This window comes from Actinomadura sp. J1-007 (genome assembly GCF_009793335.1).
In the GTDB taxonomy this organism is placed as follows: Bacteria; Actinomycetota; Actinomycetes; order Streptosporangiales; family Streptosporangiaceae; genus Spirillospora; species Spirillospora yumaensis.
On record NZ_WING01000003.1, the window covers coordinates 770,686 to 789,246 of the forward strand.

17 protein-coding genes are annotated in these 18,561 nt (G+C 71.9%); 7 read left to right on the plus strand and 10 right to left on the minus strand.

The features are described 5' to 3' along the window. Positions 1-48: 48 nt before the first annotated feature. Together GEV43_RS44915 and GEV43_RS44920 are read right to left on the minus strand one after the other, a co-directional pair. Positions 49-939: a DUF4232 domain-containing protein gene (locus GEV43_RS44915; RefSeq protein WP_160826695.1), complete on the minus strand. Its 891-nt coding sequence runs from the start codon at positions 937-939 to the stop codon at positions 49-51. Between the two features lie 100 nt (positions 940-1,039). Then, on the minus strand, positions 1,040-1,645 hold the full coding sequence (locus tag GEV43_RS44920) for a TetR/AcrR family transcriptional regulator (RefSeq protein WP_206681719.1): 606 nt from the start codon (positions 1,643-1,645) through the stop codon (positions 1,040-1,042). Positions 1,646-2,113: 468 nt separating this feature from the next. Between GEV43_RS44920 and GEV43_RS44925 the strand changes: the two genes are divergently transcribed. Further along, positions 2,114-2,632 carry a hypothetical protein gene (locus GEV43_RS44925; protein ID WP_160826697.1) on the plus strand — a complete coding sequence of 173 codons (519 nt, stop codon included), beginning with the start codon at positions 2,114-2,116 and terminating at the stop codon, positions 2,630-2,632. A gap of 81 nt (positions 2,633-2,713) precedes the next feature. Here GEV43_RS44925 and GEV43_RS44930 read toward each other — a convergent pair whose 3' ends face one another. Both GEV43_RS44930 and GEV43_RS44935 read right to left on the minus strand, forming a co-directional pair. Further along, positions 2,714-3,451: an ATP-binding cassette domain-containing protein gene (locus GEV43_RS44930; protein WP_160826698.1), complete on the minus strand. Its 738-nt coding sequence runs from the start codon at positions 3,449-3,451 to the stop codon at positions 2,714-2,716. Positions 3,452-3,534: 83 nt separating this feature from the next. Continuing rightward, positions 3,535-7,173: a WD40 repeat domain-containing serine/threonine protein kinase gene (locus tag GEV43_RS44935; RefSeq protein ID WP_160826699.1), complete on the minus strand. Its 3,639-nt coding sequence runs from the start codon at positions 7,171-7,173 to the stop codon at positions 3,535-3,537. Positions 7,174-7,593: 420 nt separating this feature from the next. On the opposite strand from GEV43_RS44935, the gene GEV43_RS44940 reads away from it, so the two are divergent. Then, on the plus strand, positions 7,594-8,694 hold the full coding sequence (locus GEV43_RS44940; protein WP_160826700.1) for an acyl-CoA desaturase: 1,101 nt from the start codon (positions 7,594-7,596) through the stop codon (positions 8,692-8,694). Between the two features lie 113 nt (positions 8,695-8,807). On the opposite strand, the gene GEV43_RS44945 is transcribed toward GEV43_RS44940, so the two are convergent. Continuing rightward, positions 8,808-10,019 carry an FAD-dependent monooxygenase gene (locus GEV43_RS44945; protein WP_160826701.1) on the minus strand — a complete coding sequence of 404 codons (1,212 nt, stop codon included), beginning with the start codon at positions 10,017-10,019 and terminating at the stop codon, positions 8,808-8,810. 122 nt (positions 10,020-10,141) lie between these two features. Here GEV43_RS44945 and GEV43_RS44950 point away from each other — a divergent pair, with 122 nt between their 5' ends. Continuing rightward, on the plus strand, positions 10,142-10,753 hold the full coding sequence (locus GEV43_RS44950; RefSeq protein WP_160826702.1) for a TetR family transcriptional regulator: 612 nt from the start codon (positions 10,142-10,144) through the stop codon (positions 10,751-10,753). A gap of 58 nt (positions 10,754-10,811) precedes the next feature. Here GEV43_RS44950 and GEV43_RS44955 read toward each other — a convergent pair whose 3' ends face one another. The 3 genes from GEV43_RS44955 to GEV43_RS44965 form a co-directional block, all read right to left on the minus strand. Further along, on the minus strand, positions 10,812-11,417 hold the full coding sequence (locus tag GEV43_RS44955; protein ID WP_160826703.1) for a helix-turn-helix domain-containing protein: 606 nt from the start codon (positions 11,415-11,417) through the stop codon (positions 10,812-10,814). A 217-nt stretch (positions 11,418-11,634) separates the two neighbouring features. Beyond that, a complete protein-coding gene (locus tag GEV43_RS44960; protein WP_160826704.1) occupies positions 11,635-12,852 on the minus strand; it encodes an MFS transporter in 1,218 nt (405 codons plus the stop codon). 68 nt (positions 12,853-12,920) lie between these two features. Then, entirely contained in the window at positions 12,921-13,397 is a 477-nt protein-coding gene (locus tag GEV43_RS44965; protein WP_160826705.1) for an Rrf2 family transcriptional regulator, read from the minus strand. Between the two features lie 194 nt (positions 13,398-13,591). Between GEV43_RS44965 and GEV43_RS44970 the strand changes: the two genes are divergently transcribed. The 3 genes from GEV43_RS44970 (at position 13,592) to GEV43_RS44980 (ending at position 15,378) form a co-directional block, all read left to right on the plus strand. Beyond that, positions 13,592-14,218, plus strand: coding sequence for a hypothetical protein (locus GEV43_RS44970; RefSeq protein ID WP_160826706.1), 627 nt, complete (start codon positions 13,592-13,594; stop codon positions 14,216-14,218). Next, on the plus strand, positions 14,209-14,385 hold the full coding sequence (locus GEV43_RS44975) for a hypothetical protein (RefSeq protein ID WP_160826707.1): 177 nt from the start codon (positions 14,209-14,211) through the stop codon (positions 14,383-14,385). Before GEV43_RS44970 ends, GEV43_RS44975 begins: the two co-directional genes overlap by 10 nt. Before the next feature lie 102 nt (positions 14,386-14,487). Then, positions 14,488-15,378, plus strand: a complete 891-nt coding sequence (locus tag GEV43_RS44980; protein ID WP_160826708.1) for a LysR family transcriptional regulator — start codon at positions 14,488-14,490, stop codon at positions 15,376-15,378. A 28-nt stretch (positions 15,379-15,406) separates the two neighbouring features. On the opposite strand, the gene GEV43_RS44985 is transcribed toward GEV43_RS44980, so the two are convergent. Continuing rightward, on the minus strand, positions 15,407-16,186 hold the full coding sequence (locus GEV43_RS44985) for an oxidoreductase (protein WP_160826709.1): 780 nt from the start codon (positions 16,184-16,186) through the stop codon (positions 15,407-15,409). Between the two features lie 147 nt (positions 16,187-16,333). After that, on the minus strand, positions 16,334-16,573 hold the full coding sequence (locus GEV43_RS44990; RefSeq protein WP_160826710.1) for a hypothetical protein: 240 nt from the start codon (positions 16,571-16,573) through the stop codon (positions 16,334-16,336). A 164-nt stretch (positions 16,574-16,737) separates the two neighbouring features. Between GEV43_RS44990 and GEV43_RS44995 the strand changes: the two genes are divergently transcribed. Next, positions 16,738-18,546 (plus strand): hypothetical protein, encoded by a 1,809-nt coding sequence (locus GEV43_RS44995; RefSeq protein ID WP_160826711.1) that lies wholly within the window; start codon positions 16,738-16,740, stop codon positions 18,544-18,546. Positions 18,547-18,561 lie beyond the last annotated feature (15 nt).

Consider the following 18,561-nt stretch of genomic DNA (forward strand, 5'->3'; position numbering starts at 1 on the left):
CCTGCTCAACTGCCGTAGCTGCCAGTAATGCCGGCGGGCGGCTTGGAGTCAGCGTGGCGGGTCTTTCTTCCAGGGGCTGACTGCGAGTTTTCCGGTGGTTCCCAGATCGAGTTCCGGTGTGACCATGATGGGCCCGGCTCCGGGCTTGGCCCTGACCCTGACGTAGGGGATGTTGACCGGTGCGCCGCTGGTGTCGGTGGTGTTGCGCCACATCAGGGCGGTGTTGGCGGTCTGGCCCGGCTCCAAGACCACCGGCCGGGCCGGGGCGTCGAAGTCGGGCATGGTGGCGATGCCGCCGCTGCCCTTGAATACCTTGACGGCGGGTACGGGTTTCCTGTCCTCGTCCAGAAGTTGAAGGAGCGGGAAGCCGTCGAGGCGGTAGGCGCGGGTCCCGCAATTGGTCAGATGGAGCCCTACTACGCGCAGTCCCATGGCGGCATCTCCGTCGTCGACCGTCAGTCGCACCCCGGAAGATGGGCACGGGCCGTTCTCGGTCGGAGCCTCGGCGGAGGGGACCCGCCGGACTTTGGCGATGCGCACACGCCCTTTGTCGCCCCGCAGGTCCGGCGATGAGCCGTTCAGGCGAACGGTGCGCTTGACGGTCTGGCCGGGCCCCACGGCGGGCACCGTCTGCTTGGTGTTCTCCAGCACCGCACCGGAGCCGGAAAGCGCGTCAAAGGTGATGGTGTAGGTGAACGGTTCGCTCTCGCGATTGGCGACCTCGAATTCAGCGGAGATCACCGGTGGGGTCTCGTGGCGGGACCAGCCGCTGATGGCGGTGATCCTCACCCCGTCCTGCGCGAGGTCCTCAGTGGCGCCGGGAAGAGCCGAACTGCCGGGCGCGGCGACGTTCACACCGCTGGGCGGCGACTCGCCCTGCGTACCGCACGCCGTCAAGAACAAGGCACCGACGAGGGCAGTGAACGTAACGGCACGCATCCGCCCATCCCACCATAGGCGCGCGGATGCGAGCGCCGCGAGGCGCGTGCCGGAGCCGGCGGTGCGGACGTCCGGTTCCCGGACCTGTAAGGGGCTTCGCTCAGGTCGCCGCGGAGGCCGGCGACGCGAGCCCGTTCATGACGAGCTCCGCGTAGATGTCGCCGATCTCGGCGGGCGTCAGCGGGCCGTCGACGTCGAGCCACACGTACGACCAGGCGCCCATCCCGATGATCCCGAACGCCACCAGCCGGGCCGGGCCGACCTCGCGGAACACGCCGTCGCGCATGCCGCGCTCGATGACGTCCACGAAGTAGCGCTCGAACCGGTCGCGCTTGCCGCGGACCTCCTCGAAGATCTCGCTCGTCATGAACCGGCGCTCCTGGATGAACACCGTGATCTCGGACTTGTAGATCAGCATCGGCTGTAGCAGCGCCTCGGCCACCAGGCGGCGCAGCATCACGTCGGCCGGGAGGTCGTCGCGGGAGACGATCCGCCGCGCGCGTTCGAGCTGGTCGTCGATGAACGCGTCGTGCAGTTCGAGGAGGAGCTCCTCTTTGCTCTCGAAGTGGTGGTAGAACGCGCCCTTGGTGAGGTTGGCGCCGTCGACCACGCTCTGCACCGACGTCCCGGCGAAGCCGTTCCGCTCGAACAGCTCCAATGCGCTCTTCAGGAGCGCCTTGCGCGCGGCCTCCGGATTGCGCACCACCGTCCGGCGCTCGCCCGGCCGGCGACGCCCTCGGCGTCTGGCGTCCGCCATACTTCCCCTGTTCTCGCCTCGGTACGGCTTCTCGCCTGAGGTACGACCATCGCCGCGCACAGTCAATTCGGACCGGTTGGCATATTACCGGGAGACCCGGCGGGTGATCTCCGTGAAGGGTAACGCGGGCGGCGTACGCGGTCCGACGCAGTCGGCGAGCCCTTGGCCGGGTCCAGGCACCGGGCGCTGGGAGAGCACTTGATGGTGGAACGGCAGTCCTGGCGGGGAGGCTGTCGGTCGTCCTGAACGCCTCGCTGCAACGGTGCGGGGTCGTCCGGCACTGCCCCGGCACCGACCTGGAAGGGACCGCGTGCTTCGGCCGGCATGACGCCGGCGCGCCGACCTCGGTACGGCTTGTGCGGCCCCGACGATCTGCGCCACTGCACGCGATGATCTCGGCATAGTTAGGTTAGGTCTATGACGACTCTCGCCCAGCTTCGCAAGACCGCCCTTTCCCTTCCCGAGACCGCCGAGCAAGTCGGCGACTCGGGAATCGTCGCATACACTGTGGGCGAGAAATGGTTCGCGTCGATGGGCAAAGACGAGCTGGTGGAACTGCGGCTTCCCGCGCCGGATGCGGACGAGGCCCTTGCCGCGCATCCGACGGCGCAACGGCTGGAACGCGGCGCGACGCCGGTCGGTGTCCGTGTCCCGATCAGCGACATCAACGGTCAGCAGCTCAACCACTGGGTGCGTCGCGCGTGGATTTCGCAGGCGCCGAAGCGGCTGGCGGCGCAAGCGGCCGCCGGGGACGCCGCGACGCCCGGTGAGGTCGGCGACCTGCCCAAGGCCATCGGAAGTCCCGCCACCCGGGCCCTGACCGGTGCAGGCATCACCACGCTCGCGCAGGTCGCCGAGCTGACCGACGCCGAACTCCTGGCGATGCACGGAGTCGGCCCGAAGGCCGTTCGCCTTCTCCGCGAAGCGCTCGCCTAAGCGACGCCTGGGCCCATCTGAGCGCTGGACGCCTGGTCACACGTGTACGTGGCCCCCGCAGCGACGCGGCGTGGCAAGGGCTCAAGGGCGAGGGGCGGTGGGCTGGAAGAAGCCGCGCACGTACGGGTCGTCGAGGGCGGCCAGGTCGGACAGGCGGCCCGTGGCGGTGATCTTTCCGGCGCGCATGAGGACGGCGCGGTCGGCGATCCGGGCCGAGGCGAGCATCGGTATGTCGTGGGTGATCGCCAGGACCGCGGCTCCGGCGTCGGCGTAGCGGCGGAGGGTGGCCCATACGCCGTAGGCGGTCGCGGTGTCCAGGGAGGCCGTCGGTTCGTCCGCGACGAGGACGGGTGGTTCGGGCAGGAGGGCGGCGGCGAGCGCGGCTCGTTGGATCTGGCCGCCCGAATGCTGGTGCGGGTAGAGGTCGGTCAGCTCGGCCGGGTAGCGGGCGGCCGAGCAGGCGCGTTCGACGCTCCAACGGTTGTACCGGCGTTCCAGTGCGCGCAACTGCGCGCCCACGGTGTCCTCGCTGTGGAAGGCCGTTACGCCTGCCTGGGGCAGCAGCCCGACGGTGCCGCCGCGAAGGCTTCGCCACTCCCGCACCGGTTCGCCGTCGATGCGCACCTGACCGGTGGTGTGGGCGGAGTCGGGGAGCGAGCCGGTGAGCGCCGCGGCGGCCATGGACTTGCCGCATCCTGACTCGCCCAGCAGAGCGGTGATCTCTCCGGGCGGCACCAGGAGGTCGACGGCGTCGAGGACGGTCTCGTTCCACCGGCCCGTGTCGATGTGGACGGTCAGTCCGCGCAGTTCGGCAAGCATCGAGGGGTCCGTTCTGGGAGGACGCCGTGGGCACGCCGCCCAAAACTACTGCCGTGTCGGAGGGCGCGTTCGGCCGGGCAGGGTCAGGGGCAGGTGCGGCGGTAGGGAAGGTCGTCGACGTACTGCTTCCATTCGGCTCGGGTCAGCGGTCCGACCTGCGCGCACAGGCGGGACGCGATGCGTTCCGGGTCGAGGGCGATGGCCTGGATGGAGCTGTCGCCGCCCGTGCTGTAGAGGGTCCGGCCGTCGCGGGAGAACGCCAGGGCGTCCGTCCCGTCGGCGTGGCCGGGGAGGGGGAGCCCGTACTCGCGGCCCGTCGCGACGTCGTACAGGTGGATGTCGCCCTTCGCGCCGCCCGTCGCGACCAGTTTCCCGTCCGGGGAGAACGCGGCGGGCGGCTCCTCGTGGTTGATGTCGGACGCTCCGGCGAGTGCGGGGCCCTTGCGCCTGTTCGTCCGGACGTCCCACAGCAGCGCCTCTCCGGGACGTGCCCACACCAGCGCTGTTGCGCCCGCGCCGTCGAGCGCCAGGACGTGTTCGATCGTCGCGCCGTCCAGCTTGTGGCGCACCCGGCCGGACGGCATCTCCAGCTCCGCGGTGTTGATCGCCATGCTCTCGCCGTCGGCGGCGTACACGAGCGGGCCGGCCGAGCCTGTCTCGACGGGGGTCGAACGGACGCGCCGGCCGGTGCGCGCGTCCCAGACGTGGAGCCGTGACGGGGCCGGGTCGTCCAACCGGTCGGTGTGGAGCACCGCCGCCAGCGTCCGGCCGTCTGGGGAGAACGTGACGGGGGTGTTGGACGTGACGTCCTTCGGCCAGTCGAGCCGGGCGAGCTGGCGCGCGGGCCGGCGGACGTCGCCGCGGACGTCCCAGAGGGTGTAGCCGGCGCCCTTGGCGGGCAGGGCGAGCACGCCGCCGTCCGGGCTGAACGTCGGCGGGGCGGCGGAGTCGAGGCCCGGCACCACGCCCGGCACCCGGATCGGCGGCGACGCGCGGCGACGCGCGACGTCCCAGACGGCGAAGCCGGCGTCCTGGACGAGCACGGCGCGGTCGCCGTGCGGGCTGAGCACGACCGACTGCGTGCCGAGAGGCGTCCCGGCGCGGCCGGTGTAGGGACCGACGCTCGTGGCGACGACCCGGTCGTCGTCGGTCGCGCAGCGCAGGACGGCGGCGTCCGGGGAGAAACGGCAGCCGCTCGGGTACTCGACCGACCTGCGGTCCAGAACCGGACGGGTGGTACGGCCGTCGAGCTGCCAGAGCGTGAAGCCGATGGCCAGGAACCGTCCGTCGGGGCTGAAGACCGGCTCGTCCAGACCGCGCTGGAGCAGGTTGTGCCGCGGGGCGCCGCTCAGCGTCCTCGCCCCGGACATGGCCGACAGCGCCTCGGCGCCCGCGTCGAGATCCGCGACGACCACCTCGGTCCCGGCGGTGATCGCTAGCCGGTGCCCGACCGGGCCGAACGAGACCTGGCGGGCGCGTTCCTTCGGGTTCGCCAGGTTGTTCTTCAGCCACGACGCGGCAACGGGCTTGCGCGTGGTGGTGTCCCAGATCCGCAGGCCGTCCGGGTCGGTCATCGCCACGTAGCGGTCGTCGGCGCTGACCGACCAGGAGTCCGGGCTCCGCTTCCAGCGCTTGACGAGGTGCCCGTCCCGCGCGTCCCACAGCGCCGCGACCGGATGGATGGAGCGCGGCATCAACCCGGGCTCCTGCGGCCCGCTGTCGGCCATCAGCAGGTTGCCGCTGCGGCTGAAGGCCAGCTCGGTGAACGATTCGCCCGAGCCTCCCATCGGCGCCCCCACCGGTTTCCCGCTGGACGCGTCGTACCGCTGGACGCGGCGCAGCAGCAACGGCGACTCGCCGGGGTCGCCGACCGGAAGCAGTTGCGCCATGCGCCGCCCGTCCGGGCTGAACGCCGTCCTGGACTTCGCCCGCGCCGACGCCGGGACGGGCAGCCGCTCGTGCGTGCTCAGGTCCCAGCGCGTCACCTGGACGTGGTCGTCCAGCGTCGCGGTGCGGCCGCCGGGGTCCAGCGACGGGACCCCGGGGTCGCCGGCCCCGCGCGGTGCGAACGCGTCGTCCTCCCACTGGTACATCGCGCTCAGCGCGGCCTGCCGGGTCTGGTCGTCGTCCGCGATCCGGGCCGCGGCGAGCGCCAGGCGGCGGCCGGTGCGCGGGTCGTCGCGGTGCAGCGCCGAGGACAGCACGGCGAGCCGGTCGGCCACCGCCCGGTCCCGCTGGTCGGCCACGACGCGGCTCTGCCGGACGGCGACCGCCGCGGCGCCGACCGCGACCACCAGCAGGACGGCCAGCACGCCGGTCACCGTGCCGCGCAGGCGCGCGCGCCGCCGGGTGAGCGCGGCGCAGGCGTCCAGGAACGCGCGCTCGACCGCGTTCAGCGTCAGGTGGCGGCGGCCGGTCGCGGCCCACTGCACGGCGCGGCGCAGGACGCTGCCCTGGAGCAGGTCGCCGGGACGCCTGCCGTTCCCGTCCCACACGGCCGCGGCGTCCGCCAGCGAACGGTGCGCCGCGAGCCCGTCGCGCTCGGCGTCCACCCATTCGCGCAGCCGCGGCCAGGCGCGCAGCAGCGCGGCGCTGGCGATCCCGATCCGCCCGCTCTCCCGGACCAGCAGCCCGGCCCGCGAGAACGCCTCGACGACGCGTCCCGCCGGAGTGCCGTCCGTGCCGTTCCCGCCATCGGCGCCCGCGCCGTCGAACTCCCGCACGTCGGCGCGGCGCAGCGTGTCGTCCGCGCCCTCGCCGGGCAGCACCATGCGCAGCAGCACCGCCGGAACGGCCTCGCGGGCCGCCGCGTCGAGGTCCAGGTAGGCGGCCTCCGCGACCTCGGCCAGCGACGGCGGCGGCGCGTGCGGCGCGCGCACGTCCGCGGCGACGCGGCTGCCCTCGTCCAGCAGGCGGCCCGCCTCGTCCTCGCCGCCGATCAGGCCGAGCAGCACCTCGTGCGCGGACGGGCGCGCCGCCGGGTCCTTGGCCAGCGCCGCGGCGACGACCGAGCGCAGCGGCTCGGCGAGCCCGGCGACGTCCGGCTCCAGCGTGCGGACGCGGTGGGCGACCTGCACCATCGAGCCGCTTCCGAACGGATGCCGTCCGAGCGCGGCGAACAGCACCACCGCGCCCCACGCCCACACGTCCGACGCGGCACTCGCCCGCTCCCCCGCGAAGAGCTCCGGCGCCATGTAGGGCGGCGTCCCCTTCACGCCGGTCGCGCTGCGGGTCATCTCCTCGCCGCGCGCGATCCCGAAGTCGATCACGCGCGGCCCGTCCGGACCCAACAGGACATTGCCCGGCTTGAGGTCGCGGTGCACGATCCCGGCCCGGTGCACCGCCACGAGCGCCGTCGCGACCCCGATCGCGAGCCGGTACAGCGGGCCCGGCGCGTACGGGCCGCCCGCCTCCACCGACTTCTGGAGATCGGGGCCGGGGACGTACTCGCTCACCACGTACGGCGGCGTGCCCTCCAGGTCGGACGCCAGCACCCGCGCCGTGCAGAACGACGACACCCGCGCCACCGCGCCGACCTCGCGGGCCAGCATGTCGCGCTGCCCCGCGCCGGTGAACGCGCCGTGCAGCGCCTTGATCGCCACGCGCGCGCCGTCCGGCCCGTACGCCTCGTACACCACGCCCTGGCCGCCCGCGCCGAGCCGCCCGGCGAGCCAGTAGTCACCGAGCTGCCGCGGGTCCCCGGGAGCGAGCGCATCGGTCATGGCCTATGGGACGCCCCACTCCCCCGCTCCGGTTCACCCGCGCTCCCCGGCCCGCGGGACCGCCGGCCTTCGGAACAGCTCCAGCAGGCGTTCGCGCCGCGCCGCCCGCCGGTAGGGACGTTTCTTAGCCGCGGTCGCTGGAGCCGTGCCGGGATTTTCGTCCTCGGCTCCATGGGCCCGCCGCGCGCCGTCTGCCACATTGGCCTCCAGAGAATCGGAGACGCCACCGTCTCTGATTCTTCGAGGAGGAGCGTGTGAAGATCGCCGGTGCCCTCGCCGCACCGAGTCCAGGTCCGCGACCGCGATCGCCCCGGTCCTGTCGGCCAGGCCGACGACGGGCGGCGTCCCGGCCGACCTCAAGGCCGCGGGCAAGCAGCTCAACGGCGGCGTCTTCGCGGGCACCGAACCGGAGTGATCACCATGACCCTGACAGCCGACAAGCCCGCGCTCCCGCGAACGGCGCCCGCCAGCGGCGCACACCTGACCGACGCGGAACTGGAGAAGCTCGGGAACGAACTGGACGCGCTCCGCCAGGAGGTGATGGCCGACCTGGGAGAGGCGGACGCCCGCTACATCCGGCGCGTGATCGCCCTGCAACGCGGGCTGGAGGTCGCGGGCCGGGGAATTCTGATGGGCGCGTCCCGGCGCTGGGCCTGGTGGACAGGAACGGCCTTTCTCACAGTGGCGAAAGCGCTGGAGAACATGGAGATCGGCCACAACGTCATGCACGGCCAGTGGGATTGGATGCGGGATCCCAAAATCCACTCCACCACCTGGGAATGGGACAACGCCTGCCCCTCCGACCAGTGGAAGCACGCCCACAACGTGCTCCACCACACCTACACCAACGTCCTCGGCAAGGACCGCGACCTCGGCTATACGATCCTGCGGATCAACCCCGCACAGGACTGGCGCCCGGTCTACCTCGCCCAGCCCGTCTACAACCTGGCTTTCGCCGCCCTCTTCGAGTTCGGCAACGCCGTCTACGACCTGGGCGCCCAACTCGAATCCGGTGAGAAGACCGAGGCGGAGCTCAAAGCCGGGCTCGCCGACATCGGCCGCAAGTTCGCCCGCCAGGCCCTCAAGGACTACGTCGCCTTCCCGTTGATGGGCGGCCGCAACGCCCGCCACGTACTGACGGCCAACCTCGCCGCCAACATCCTGCGCAACATCTGGGTGCACACCGTCATCTTCTGCGGCCACTTCCCAGGCGACGTCGACGTCTTCCCCGAAGAGACCATAGAGGCCGAGACCCGCGGGCACTGGTACCTGCGGCAGTTGCTCGGCTCCGCCGACATCAGCGGCGGCCCGCTCCTGCACCTGCTCACCGGCAACCTGTCCCACCAGATCGAGCACCACCTGTTCCCGGACGTCCCCAGCAACCGCCTCGCCGCGATCGCCCCGCGCATCCGCGAAGTGTGCGACCGCTACGGCCTGCCGTACCGCTCCGCCTCGTTCCCCCGCCAGGTCACCGGACACTGGTCGAAGGTGCTGCGCCTAGCCTTCCCCGGCGGCCGCTGACGCGCGCCCCCGCCATGGACGCCCCAGCTCAGGTCATCGGGCATTGTTCGGTTCTGGCTCGGGCGGTGAACGTGTTGAGTTCGCCGGCCCGCAGCGCGGCGGAGTGGGCGGCGTCAGGGGTGCGGTAGCTGGCTGGTGGGCGGGGGTGGGGTCCAGTTCACGAGTTCGGCGGCGAAAACGTTGGCGAGTCGTCCGGCGGGGACGGACCGCAGGAGGGCGTTGCGTACGGACTGGCGTCGGCCGCCGCCCAGGTGCGAGGCGACGCGGCCCACCATGATCGCCTGGCGGGCGATCTTTCGGCACCGGGGTCGGCGGGCCCGGTCGTACGCGGCGAGGGCGGGGCCCAGCGCTTTCGCCTGAGCGGCCGGGGCGGCGATCAGGCGTCCGACGCAGGCGGCGTCCTCCAGCGACGTCGCCACGCCCTGGCCCACGGTCGGCATGATCGCGTGCGCGGCGTCGCCGACCATGACGACCCGCCCGCGGGTGTACGAGGGCAGCCCCTGCGGCAGGTGGTGGACGTCGTGGCGCATCAGCTCGCTGGGACGGGTCGCCGCCAGCGTGGCGGTGACCGCACGAGGCCAGTCCGCGAACATCGCACGGGCCGTGGCCACCTCGTCGTCGAAGACCGCGTTCGGCGGGCTGAGGAAGTAGCCGTACCAGTAGACCTCGGTGGCGCTGACCCGCAGCGCGCCGAACTCGGCGCCCGGCCCCCAGATCGCGATGTACCGGTCGTCGATGACCGCGGTGTCCTCGATCACCGCGCGCCAGCTCGTGGCACCCGCGTACCGCGCCCGTACGCCGGGGAACAGGCATCCCCTGACGGCGCTGTGGACGCCGTCGGCCGCCACCACGAGATCGGACTCGACGGTCCCCCCGCCCTGGTCCGAGGTCCACGTCACGCGGGCGGGCGCCGCACCGGGTTCGCCCGGCTCGACGGCGGTGACCCGGGCGCCGTTCAGCAGTTCGGCCCCCTCGGCGGTGCCGAGCAGGACGGCGTGCAGCCGCTGCCGGTGGATCGAGCACACCCACGCCGTCGGGTCCTGCTCGATGGGCGCTTCGGGCAGGCGCATGATCCATCGGCCCCGGGTGTCCTGGGCACCCGCCGTATGGACCATGTGACCGGCCGCCCGGACAAGGCCGTCCGCCCCGAGGGCCTCCAGGGCGGCCATGCCGTTGCGGGTGAACGCGACACCCGCGCCGACCTCGGTGAACGCGGGGGCGCGTTCCAGCACGGTGACGTTCCACCCGGCCTGGAGCAGCGCCGTGGCCGACGCCAGCCCCGCGATCCCTCCACCGACCACCGTCGCCGTCAACCGCTCGGCCATGCGCGCTCCCATCCTCGTCCGCCGTCTTGATCACTACGTTGATAGTACTATCAGAGCAGTGGTTTGCGGACGCGGGGTGCCACGGTCCGCTCCGACCGTGGAAATCTGGTAGAGCAGGACGCGTGACGCCTCCAGCGAATCTGCTCCGTCGGCACGCCCTGGCCGACGCCGCGATCGAAATCCTCGGTACCTGCGGCATCCACCGGCTCAGCCACCGCGCGGTCGACGAGTCGGCGGGCGTTCCCAGCGGAACGACGTCGAACTACTTCCGCAATCGGGACGGGCTGCTCCAGGCCACCGCCCGCCGCATCGTGGACCTGCACCTGGAGGACATGGCGCGAGACATCGGCGATGTCCCCGCGACCGCCGCCGAACGACTCGACCAGAACGGGCTCGCCGACCTCATCGGCCAGTCCCTGTACCAGGCGGCGACGCAACGGCGCGTACGCTTCCAGGCCATCTTCGAACTCCTCCTGGAAGCCACCCGCACACCTGCACTCGGCCACACGTTGTCCGAGATCTCTACAGCGACGCTGCGAACCACCATCGCCCACCACCGCGCCCTGGGCCTGGAGACCTCCCCAGAACAAGTGCGAACCCTCACGGCGCTCTACAGCGGCGCCCTGTTCACACTCGTGACCGGGCCGCCCCAACCGATCACCACCGAGACCACTCGCACCCTGGCCCGGACGATAGTGAACGGGGTTTTGGGAACGCCCGGCCCCCGAGAGTGAGTCCGACAACAATGGCGATGAGCCGCGGAACTATGCCTGGCCTACACGTTCGGAACGGTCATGTGGTGGAGCCGTCCGATTCGCGGCCGTCTCCGGATCGTCGGCTCTCGCGTTGGTGGCCGCGGCGGGCGTCGCGGTCGAAAATGCCCAGGATCTCGCAGGGGCCTCCTTCAGCGCCGATGGCGTGCGGCAGCATGGTGGGGAACTCGGCCGCCTGGTTGGTCTCGACGCGATAGCGGTGATGGCCCAGCATGAGGACCGCCGTGCCGGACAGAACGACGAGCCATTCGCGCCCGGGGTGCGCTCGCATGCGCGCGGGATTGTCCGGCGGCGGATCGGTCATGCGCTGCCGTACGACGCTCATGCCGGGATCGCCCTTGATGGGCCAGCGCATGAGCCCGTGGGCGCCGTCGATCATCGGACTGATGACCACGTCGTCGGACGCGTTCTCCACGAGTTGGTCGAGCGTGGTGTCCAAAGCGCGGGCCAGCGTGACGAGTTGGTCGAGGGCCAGGCGGCGCCGGCCGTTCTCGATGCGGCTCAGCGAGGACTGACTGAGGTGCGCGCGACCGGCCAGTTCCTCCAGGGACCAGCCCTGAGCCACCCGCAGGGCGCGGATGCGTTGACGTACGAGGCCATCCAACTCGTCATCGTCTCGCGCCATAGGCAACACTCTATGCCCGTACCGCAAGGCGGACCCAGTGACGTCGCAGACACGGGGCCGTGGGCAGATGGGGCCGTACGTCACCTGCGGCTTCGGCACCGCAACACCGTCCGGTTCTCAGGGCTCGCGCGGCGTTCACCGAGGGGGTGGTCGGTTACGTGTCGCGGTGGGGGCCCATACTGCGCTTGGGCGAGAGGTGCTGGAGGGGCGGTAAGGGTTAGCCATAGCGGCGGGTGGCTTTGAGGTAGAGCAGGCAGAGCAGGGCAAGGGCGGCGCACGTGCCCAGTGCCAAAGGGGCGCTGATGGGGAGCAGGAGGCTGCCGAGTGCGGTGCCCAGGGCGATCCCGCCGTAGAGTGCGGCGGCGTTCAGGCCGATGACCACGGCGGTGTCCTGGGGGGCCGCGTTGATCAGCCGGACCTGCTGGGCGGGGGTCTGGAACCAGGTGGCGGCGCCCCAGGCCGCCATCAGCAGGGCGGTCAGTGGCAGCCAGTGCACTCCGGCGCCCGCCGTCCAGGCGAAGCCGGCCAAGGTCACGGTGAGCCCGGCGAAACCGACGGCCTGGACACGAACGGGGCCGTGCCGGTCGACCCTGGCTCCGGCCACCAGGTTGCCCGCGACCGCTCCGATGCCGTACAGGAACAACAGCCACGCCTCCTGCGCCGGGCCGGCTCCCAGCGCGTGCAGCACCGGCACCGCGAAGGCGTACAGCCCGTACCCGGCGGCGATCCCGACCACGGTCAGGGGAAGGATCGCCAGCACGCCGGGGTTGCGCAGTGCCGCCAGGCGTTGCCGCAGCGCGATGGGCTCGGCCCCCGCCAGGGCGGGCATGACCGTGGACACGCCCGCCGCCGCGACCGCGCACAGCGCCGCGACCAGTCCGAGCGCCGCGCGCCAGTCCAGGGCCTTCTCGGCGAGGTTGCCCAACGGGACGCCCAGCGCGGTGGCGACCGTCAGCCCGCCGACCACCATGGCGAGGGCACGGGCCCGTTGCGCGGGGGCGACCAGGATGGAGGCGGCCGCTCCGGCGTTGGGGGTGAAGGCGGCCGCGCCCGCGGCGGCCACCACGCGCGTGGCCATCAGCGTCGCGAAGTCGGGTGCCAGCGCCGAGCCCAGGTTGGCCGCCGCCAGAACGACCAGCGCGCCGACCAGCAGCGCCCGGCGGGGCACGCGCGCCAGGACCGTCGCCAGGACCGGGGACAGCAGCGCGTACGTGACGGCGAACACCGTGGCCGACTGCCCGGCGGCCGACTGCGAGATGTGCAGCGAGCGCGCCATCGCGGGCAGGAACCCGGCCACCACGTAGGCATCGGTTCCGACCGCGAACGTGCCGAGCGCCAGGATCGCGGTGGCCCCCAGCCCGCGCGGTGCGCTCTCCTGACGAGCGGCTTCGGCGCGGTACTGGTCCACGCTACGAGCTATCGGGACATTCTTCATCCCCATTCCTTCCCAGAGGATGCCCGGCCGGGCGAACGATCAGAGAGGTCAGGTGGAACGGACGAGGATCAGCCGGTCATGCGCCGGTAGTTGCGGTGCGTCCGTTCAGCGCCCTTGGGGCTTCGGGCCATCAGGTCGGCGATGGTGTGGGCGGCCAGTTCCTGCCGCCACGCCAACTCGGCGCGGCGCATCACCGCGGAGATGCCGCACGGCCGCACGAACTCCGCACCAGCCCCTTGTCCGCCCACCCCGCGCTGTCGCACCTCGGTGCAGTGGAACAGCTCAAGGCCGCCCTCCATGGCCGCGACGACCTCCATCACGGTGATCTTCTCGGGCGACCGGGCCAGCGACCAGCCGCCCAGCGCACCAGGGCTCGACGCCAGGATGCCCGCCCTGCTCAGCGACTGAAGGCGCTTTTTCAGGTACTCCTGCGGAAGGTCGAACCAGGCGGCCAGCCGGCGGATCGACACCGGGGCCTCGTCAGCCAGCCAGCCCAGCGTGACGCAGCAGTGCAGTCCCCACTCCGCGCCCTCACTCATACGCATAACCGGGACTATACATGTCCCCGTTCCAAGGCCGTCCGCCCCCCGCCGTCGCTGATCTCGGGTGGCTTCGACGGTGGGGCCGGTCCGTCGGATGTATCGACGCCGCGGCGCCCGTCCGTTGGGGGTGGGTACGCTGACCGCTCCCCCGCGCACTCGACCCACCGAGGATCACCATGCGCCCCGTACTCCTGCCTGTGACGCTCACCGGCGCGCAGGCCAACACCATCGCCCTGCACATGGATTCCGGGACCGCCATCGAACCCCAGCGGGGCGACCCGCGTGGCATCGCCGACGACTGTTCGGCCATCAGCCAATCCATCGGCTGGCACGACGAGACCCGGCCGCAGGTCCAGGTAGCACTCACCGCGCGGCAATGGGACGTCGCCGTCGCCGAACTCGACCGGACCGCGCTCACCCTCTCCAACACCGGTGAGCCCGAAGAAGCCGAAGAAGCCGACGCCTGTCTGCACGTCCGCGACAGCATCCTCGGCCAGATACAGCTACCGGCGCACGATGCCGAGCCGCCGCAGCACGCGAAGCTGCGCTTGGGTCTCGGCGGCGCCACCGGCTACGTGCTGCGCCAACCCGCATGGCGCGGGAAACACGTCGCCATCGACACCATGCCCGCCCACGACGACCCCGCGCGACACGGATCGGCGGCACCTTCCGCGGAGCGGCCCTGCTCGTCACGGCGCAGGCACAAGAAGTGGATCTCGACCTTCACGTCCTTCCGACCGCGCCCGAGACGCTCACCGGCGGAACGGTCGCGGAAGCCAGTCAGCAATGGACCAGCTATCCCCATTCCGAACTCATGTGCGTGATTCCCGGCGGACGCTACGAGCAGGTGGGGACGCTGTCCGCACGTGTCTGGCCGCATGTCGTCTACCGGGTACGGCTCGCCGTCACCGCGACCGCCGGCATGGAGCAGCACCTCGTACAGATCTGGCCGCTGCACGGTGGGCGGGTCGGGCGGGACGGAGCCAGCTGAGCGACGGCGCATAGCCGGGGGCGTAGTGTAATTGTTGTTACAGGGATTACGGCGGGACGGCGTGGGGTGGGGCGCGGGGCGCCGTGGGAGGGGCGGGAGTCGATGAGTCTTCGGCAGTACGAGTACGCGCTGGCCGTTGCCGAGGAGGGCTCGGTGACGGCGGCGGCGGAGCTGCTGCGCGTCGCTCAGCCGTCGGTGTCCCAGCAGATCCGCGGCCTGGAGCGGGAACTCGGGGTGAGGCTGTTCGCCCGTACGCCGACCGGGCTGGTGCCCACCGTGGTCGGCCGCGCGTTCCTGCGGGAGGCGGAGGTCGCGGTGAACGCGTCGCGGCGGGCTCGGGCGACGGCGCGGGCCGGCGCCGACGAGCTGGTGGGCGAGCTGGTGGTCGCGGTGCAGATGGGCTTCGGCACGCGGCAGCTTCCGGGGGCGCTAGGTGCGCTGCGCGGCCGCTTCCCGCGGTTGGAGGTCACCGTCTTCGAGGAGCCGAGCTCCGCCGAGCTGGAACGGCTCGGTCGCCGGGGCGTGCTGGACCTGGCGCTGATGGCGGCGTGCGAGCGGAGCCCCGCCGACGCCCACCATCTCGGCGACGAGGAGTTCGTCGTGGTGCTGGGCGCCGGGCACCGGCTGCTCGCCGCGGAACGGGTCGGGCTGCGCGAGCTGGAGGGGGAACCGTGGGTGCGGTTCGACCGCGACAGCGCGCTCGACGGCGTGCTGCTGAACGTGCTGCGGGACAACGGTCTGGCTCCGAACACGGTCGCCCGCGTGTCCCAGACGGCGACGGCCGTGCGGTGGGCCGCCCACGGGCTGGGGGTGACGCTCGTCCCGGTCTCCGCGGTGCCCCACGGTTACGAGCACCTCGTTCGCCCGGTGCTCCCGGCCGTGTCCCAGCCCGTCATCGCCGTGGTCCGGCACAGCGCGGGCCCGGCGGAAACGGCCCTGCTCGAACTGCTGCGTCAGGAGAGCTGGTCCGGTTCGTTCTCGCCGGTTTCCTGAACGGCTGAGAAAGCGGGCACCGCAGTCCTTACCCCATGGGGAATTCGCCGCCGTCCAGGATGAGATTCCTGCCCGTCAGCCAGCTCGCCCGGCCGGACACGAGGAACCGCACGGCGTGGGCGATGTCGTCCGGCCGGCCATCGCGCCCCAACGGAACAACGGCGTTCCGGCTCGGCGTCGCGTCCATGCGCGCGGCCACCTCCGCCCACTGCTCTCGTGTCGCTTCGCCGCCCGGGGTGGCGGTTCTGCCGGGCGACACGGTGTTGACCCGGATGCCGAACGGGGCCAGTTCAAGGGCCAGACCCCTGCTGTAGTTCTCCAGCGCCGCCTTCGCCGCCGTGTAGTGGAGGAACGGCGCCACCGGGGTGAGGACGACGGCCGAGGAGACGTGCACGATCATCCCCGAACGCCGTTCCCGCATCCCCGGGACCAGCAGCGCGTCGAGCCGTACCGACGCCAGGTAGTTCAGGTCCAGCGCGTCCTGCCATTCCTCGTCGGAAATGGCCGAGCTGCCCTCGTGCGGGCGCGCCCCGCCCGCGTTGTGGACGAGAATGTCCACCCCGCCGAGCATTTCCTGCGCGGCCGCGGCGAGGGTTTGCGCACCGGCCCGGGTCCGCACGTCCGCCTCCACGAACGCGGCGCCCTCCGGCACCGTGCCCGTCGCCGACCTGGCGGCCGCGACCACCTCGGCGCCCGCGTCCAGGAGCTGGCGCACGACGGCCGCTCCGATTCCGCGAGAACCACCCGTGACCAGAGCCCGCTTTCCCGCGAGTTCCCGCGTTCCCGGTCCGTTCTCGATCGTGGTCATGCCATTGGTCCTCTCGGTTGCGTGTTCGTTCGCTCGACGGAAAAGAGGTGAGGTGCGCAGAGCGATTGTTCAGGCAATTCGCGGTGTGCGCTTCGTCGAGCTGTTTCACGGTACGGCCGGAAAAGAGTGAGAGGCAAAGACGAAATGTCAGCAGGGTCCATAGGGGTTTCCTATGGGGCCGCCGCCCTGGTCCGAATCGGCGTCGGCGGAGCGCGGTGGGCGCGTCGGCGGCGGGGCGGCGGGCTCGACCGCGTCCGCGTGCTTTCGGGGGTGGTGCGACGCGCAGTGCCGACGCCGGCCGTGGCGGATCTGCACCGCGAGCGACAGCACCGCGCACACCAGTTGCGACCCGGCGCCGGCCAGGGTCACGATCGTGGACATGTCCATCGCGTCCTCCCTCCGGTGCGGACGGGGAACGGGGCCGTCCCGGTCCAGCCGCATCGCGGTGGGTTCACCGTGTCGCCTGCGCGCGTTGTCCACTCCCGGAAGAATGCGTCTTCCCAGGAAGACCGCGGACAATGGGCGGGGAACGCGTACCGGAAGGAACGGCGGTGGGCCAGACTCGGGGCCGTACGCGCAAGGGCCGTTACGACAGCGCGGAGGCCGAAGCGCTCGGCGTGTGGGTCGTCGGCCTCGTCCATGACGCCGGTCTGACCGTTCGCGCGCTTGAGGCGCGCTTCCGGCCGCAGGGCGGGCCCGGCAAGAGCCTGTGGACCGAGTACCTCAACGGCACCAAGCTGATCCCGCTGCACTACCTGGAGCTGCTGGTACGGGGACTGGTCCGCGAACCTCGCAGGCAGGAGGCGCTGCTGGCCGAGGGCAGGGAGCTCTGGGGCCGCGCCGAACGGGCCGCCGCCGGGAAGCCGTCCGCGCAGGACCGCAAGCGGCTGACCGAGCAGGAGCGGCTGCGCCGTCTGGAGCAGGAGCATCGCGACAGGGAAAGCGACCTGCGGCAGCATCTCGAAGACGCCCAGCGCGACACCATCCAGGCCCAGGACGGGCTCCTGACCATGAACCGGCTGGTGTCGGTCCTGCTGGTCATGAACGTCACGCTGTCCCGCCGGTGGGCGGAGCTGGAGCGCCGCCACCAGGCCACCGTCCAGGAGTTGGAGGGGCACCGGCAGGAACTGCGCACCGCCGAAGTGCAGAACCTGTCCGAGGCGGTCGAGACGCTGCGGGCGCGTTGCGCGGAGCTGGAAAGCCGCCAGGACGCCTCGCTCCAGGAGCTGCGCTACTACCAGGACCGCCTGCGCGAAGCCGACCGCCAGCTCACCGAGGCCCGCCGGCGGCAGGACGAGGCCGAGGCCCTGCGGCAGGAGGCCGTCGAACGGGTCACGCGGTACCGCCGCGAACTCGCCCAGGGCGACGCGCCCGCCGCGACCGACGGCCCCGAGCCCCCGGAACCCGGCTCGGCCTCTTCACCGCGGGCGGGGGCGCCGCTGGAGGAGTACGACGCCGCGCTGGAGCAGAGCACGGCCGTCCTTCAGGAGACGGGACGCAGCCTCGCCGAGCTGCGGCGCCGCCTCGAACTCGACGACCCGCCATCCCCGCGGACTCCCAGCTCAGACGGGCCTCGCATTGTCCGCGGACAACTCGCGGACAATGGCGAAAGCCCCGCGGACCCGGTGGATTCCGTTGAGGACGGCGAGGCGTTCCCGAAGGAAGCAGACCTGGCCGAGGACGAGGACGAGGACGGGGGCAGGGGCGGGGACGGGGACGGGGACGAGCGGGAGCCTGAGCAGAAGCCGGAAAGGGCCGTCCTCATGGTGTCGGTCTTCGCCGGGGCCATGGTCCTGGTCATCTCCAGCGTGTTCACCATGGTCGCCTTCGCCCTACCTGACGTGCCCCTGACCTACCGTTCCGGGGACCGTCCCCGGCAGCGGACGATCTCGCACAACGGAGACGCGAACAGCGGCGTCCCGGCCGCGACGTGGACGACCGGTCCGGCGGGACGCGTCGACACGACCTGGAGCGCCGCTCCCAGTGCGGACATCCGCGCTCTCAACGGCTCCCTGACCCTTGTGTCCCCCGAGCACGGCGAGGACGGGCGCTGCCCCAAGGCGATCGGCGGCGTACGGATGGAATGGGCCGTGCGTCTGGACGGAGCCGTGGTCGCGGCCGGGACCATTCGCGCCGACCTGGAGGTGAAACGCCTCCACCAGGACAAGATCAAGGTGACCGGAGGGAGCCTCGCCACAGGCAAGGCGCGCGGCCGGCCCCATCTCGTTCGGCTCACCGCCCGCCGCGTCGACTCCACCCCCTGCAAAGCCGACCTGGCCTGGAAAGAGGCGGCGCTCGACAACCCCGGTTTCGGCCCGCCTCCCTGGCAGCCTCCCCACCCTTTGTCGAATTGGCTCTGATCGCGTCATCGCCGC

Excerpts from the sequence above, each read along its gene's own strand:
- GEV43_RS44915 (WP_160826695.1), bottom strand. The coding sequence starts at position 939 with ATGCGTGCCGTTACGTTCACTGCCCTCGTCGGTGCCTTGTTCTTGACG.
- GEV43_RS44925 (WP_160826697.1), top strand. The coding sequence starts at position 2,114 with ATGACGACTCTCGCCCAGCTTCGCAAGACCGCCCTTTCCCTTCCCGAG.
- GEV43_RS44930 (WP_160826698.1), bottom strand. The coding sequence starts at position 3,451 with ATGCTTGCCGAACTGCGCGGACTGACCGTCCACATCGACACGGGCCGG.
- GEV43_RS44935 (WP_160826699.1), bottom strand. The coding sequence starts at position 7,173 with ATGACCGATGCGCTCGCTCCCGGGGACCCGCGGCAGCTCGGTGACTAC.
- GEV43_RS44940 (WP_160826700.1), top strand. The coding sequence starts at position 7,594 with ATGACCCTGACAGCCGACAAGCCCGCGCTCCCGCGAACGGCGCCCGCC.
- GEV43_RS44945 (WP_160826701.1), bottom strand. The coding sequence starts at position 10,019 with ATGGCCGAGCGGTTGACGGCGACGGTGGTCGGTGGAGGGATCGCGGGG.
- GEV43_RS44955 (WP_160826703.1), bottom strand. The coding sequence starts at position 11,417 with ATGGCGCGAGACGATGACGAGTTGGATGGCCTCGTACGTCAACGCATC.
- GEV43_RS44960 (WP_160826704.1), bottom strand. The coding sequence starts at position 12,852 with ATGAAGAATGTCCCGATAGCTCGTAGCGTGGACCAGTACCGCGCCGAA.
- GEV43_RS44965 (WP_160826705.1), bottom strand. The coding sequence starts at position 13,397 with ATGCGTATGAGTGAGGGCGCGGAGTGGGGACTGCACTGCTGCGTCACG.
- GEV43_RS44975 (WP_160826707.1), top strand. The coding sequence starts at position 14,209 with ATGTGCGTGATTCCCGGCGGACGCTACGAGCAGGTGGGGACGCTGTCC.
- GEV43_RS44980 (WP_160826708.1), top strand. The coding sequence starts at position 14,488 with ATGAGTCTTCGGCAGTACGAGTACGCGCTGGCCGTTGCCGAGGAGGGC.
- GEV43_RS44985 (WP_160826709.1), bottom strand. The coding sequence starts at position 16,186 with ATGACCACGATCGAGAACGGACCGGGAACGCGGGAACTCGCGGGAAAG.
- GEV43_RS44990 (WP_160826710.1), bottom strand. The coding sequence starts at position 16,573 with ATGGACATGTCCACGATCGTGACCCTGGCCGGCGCCGGGTCGCAACTG.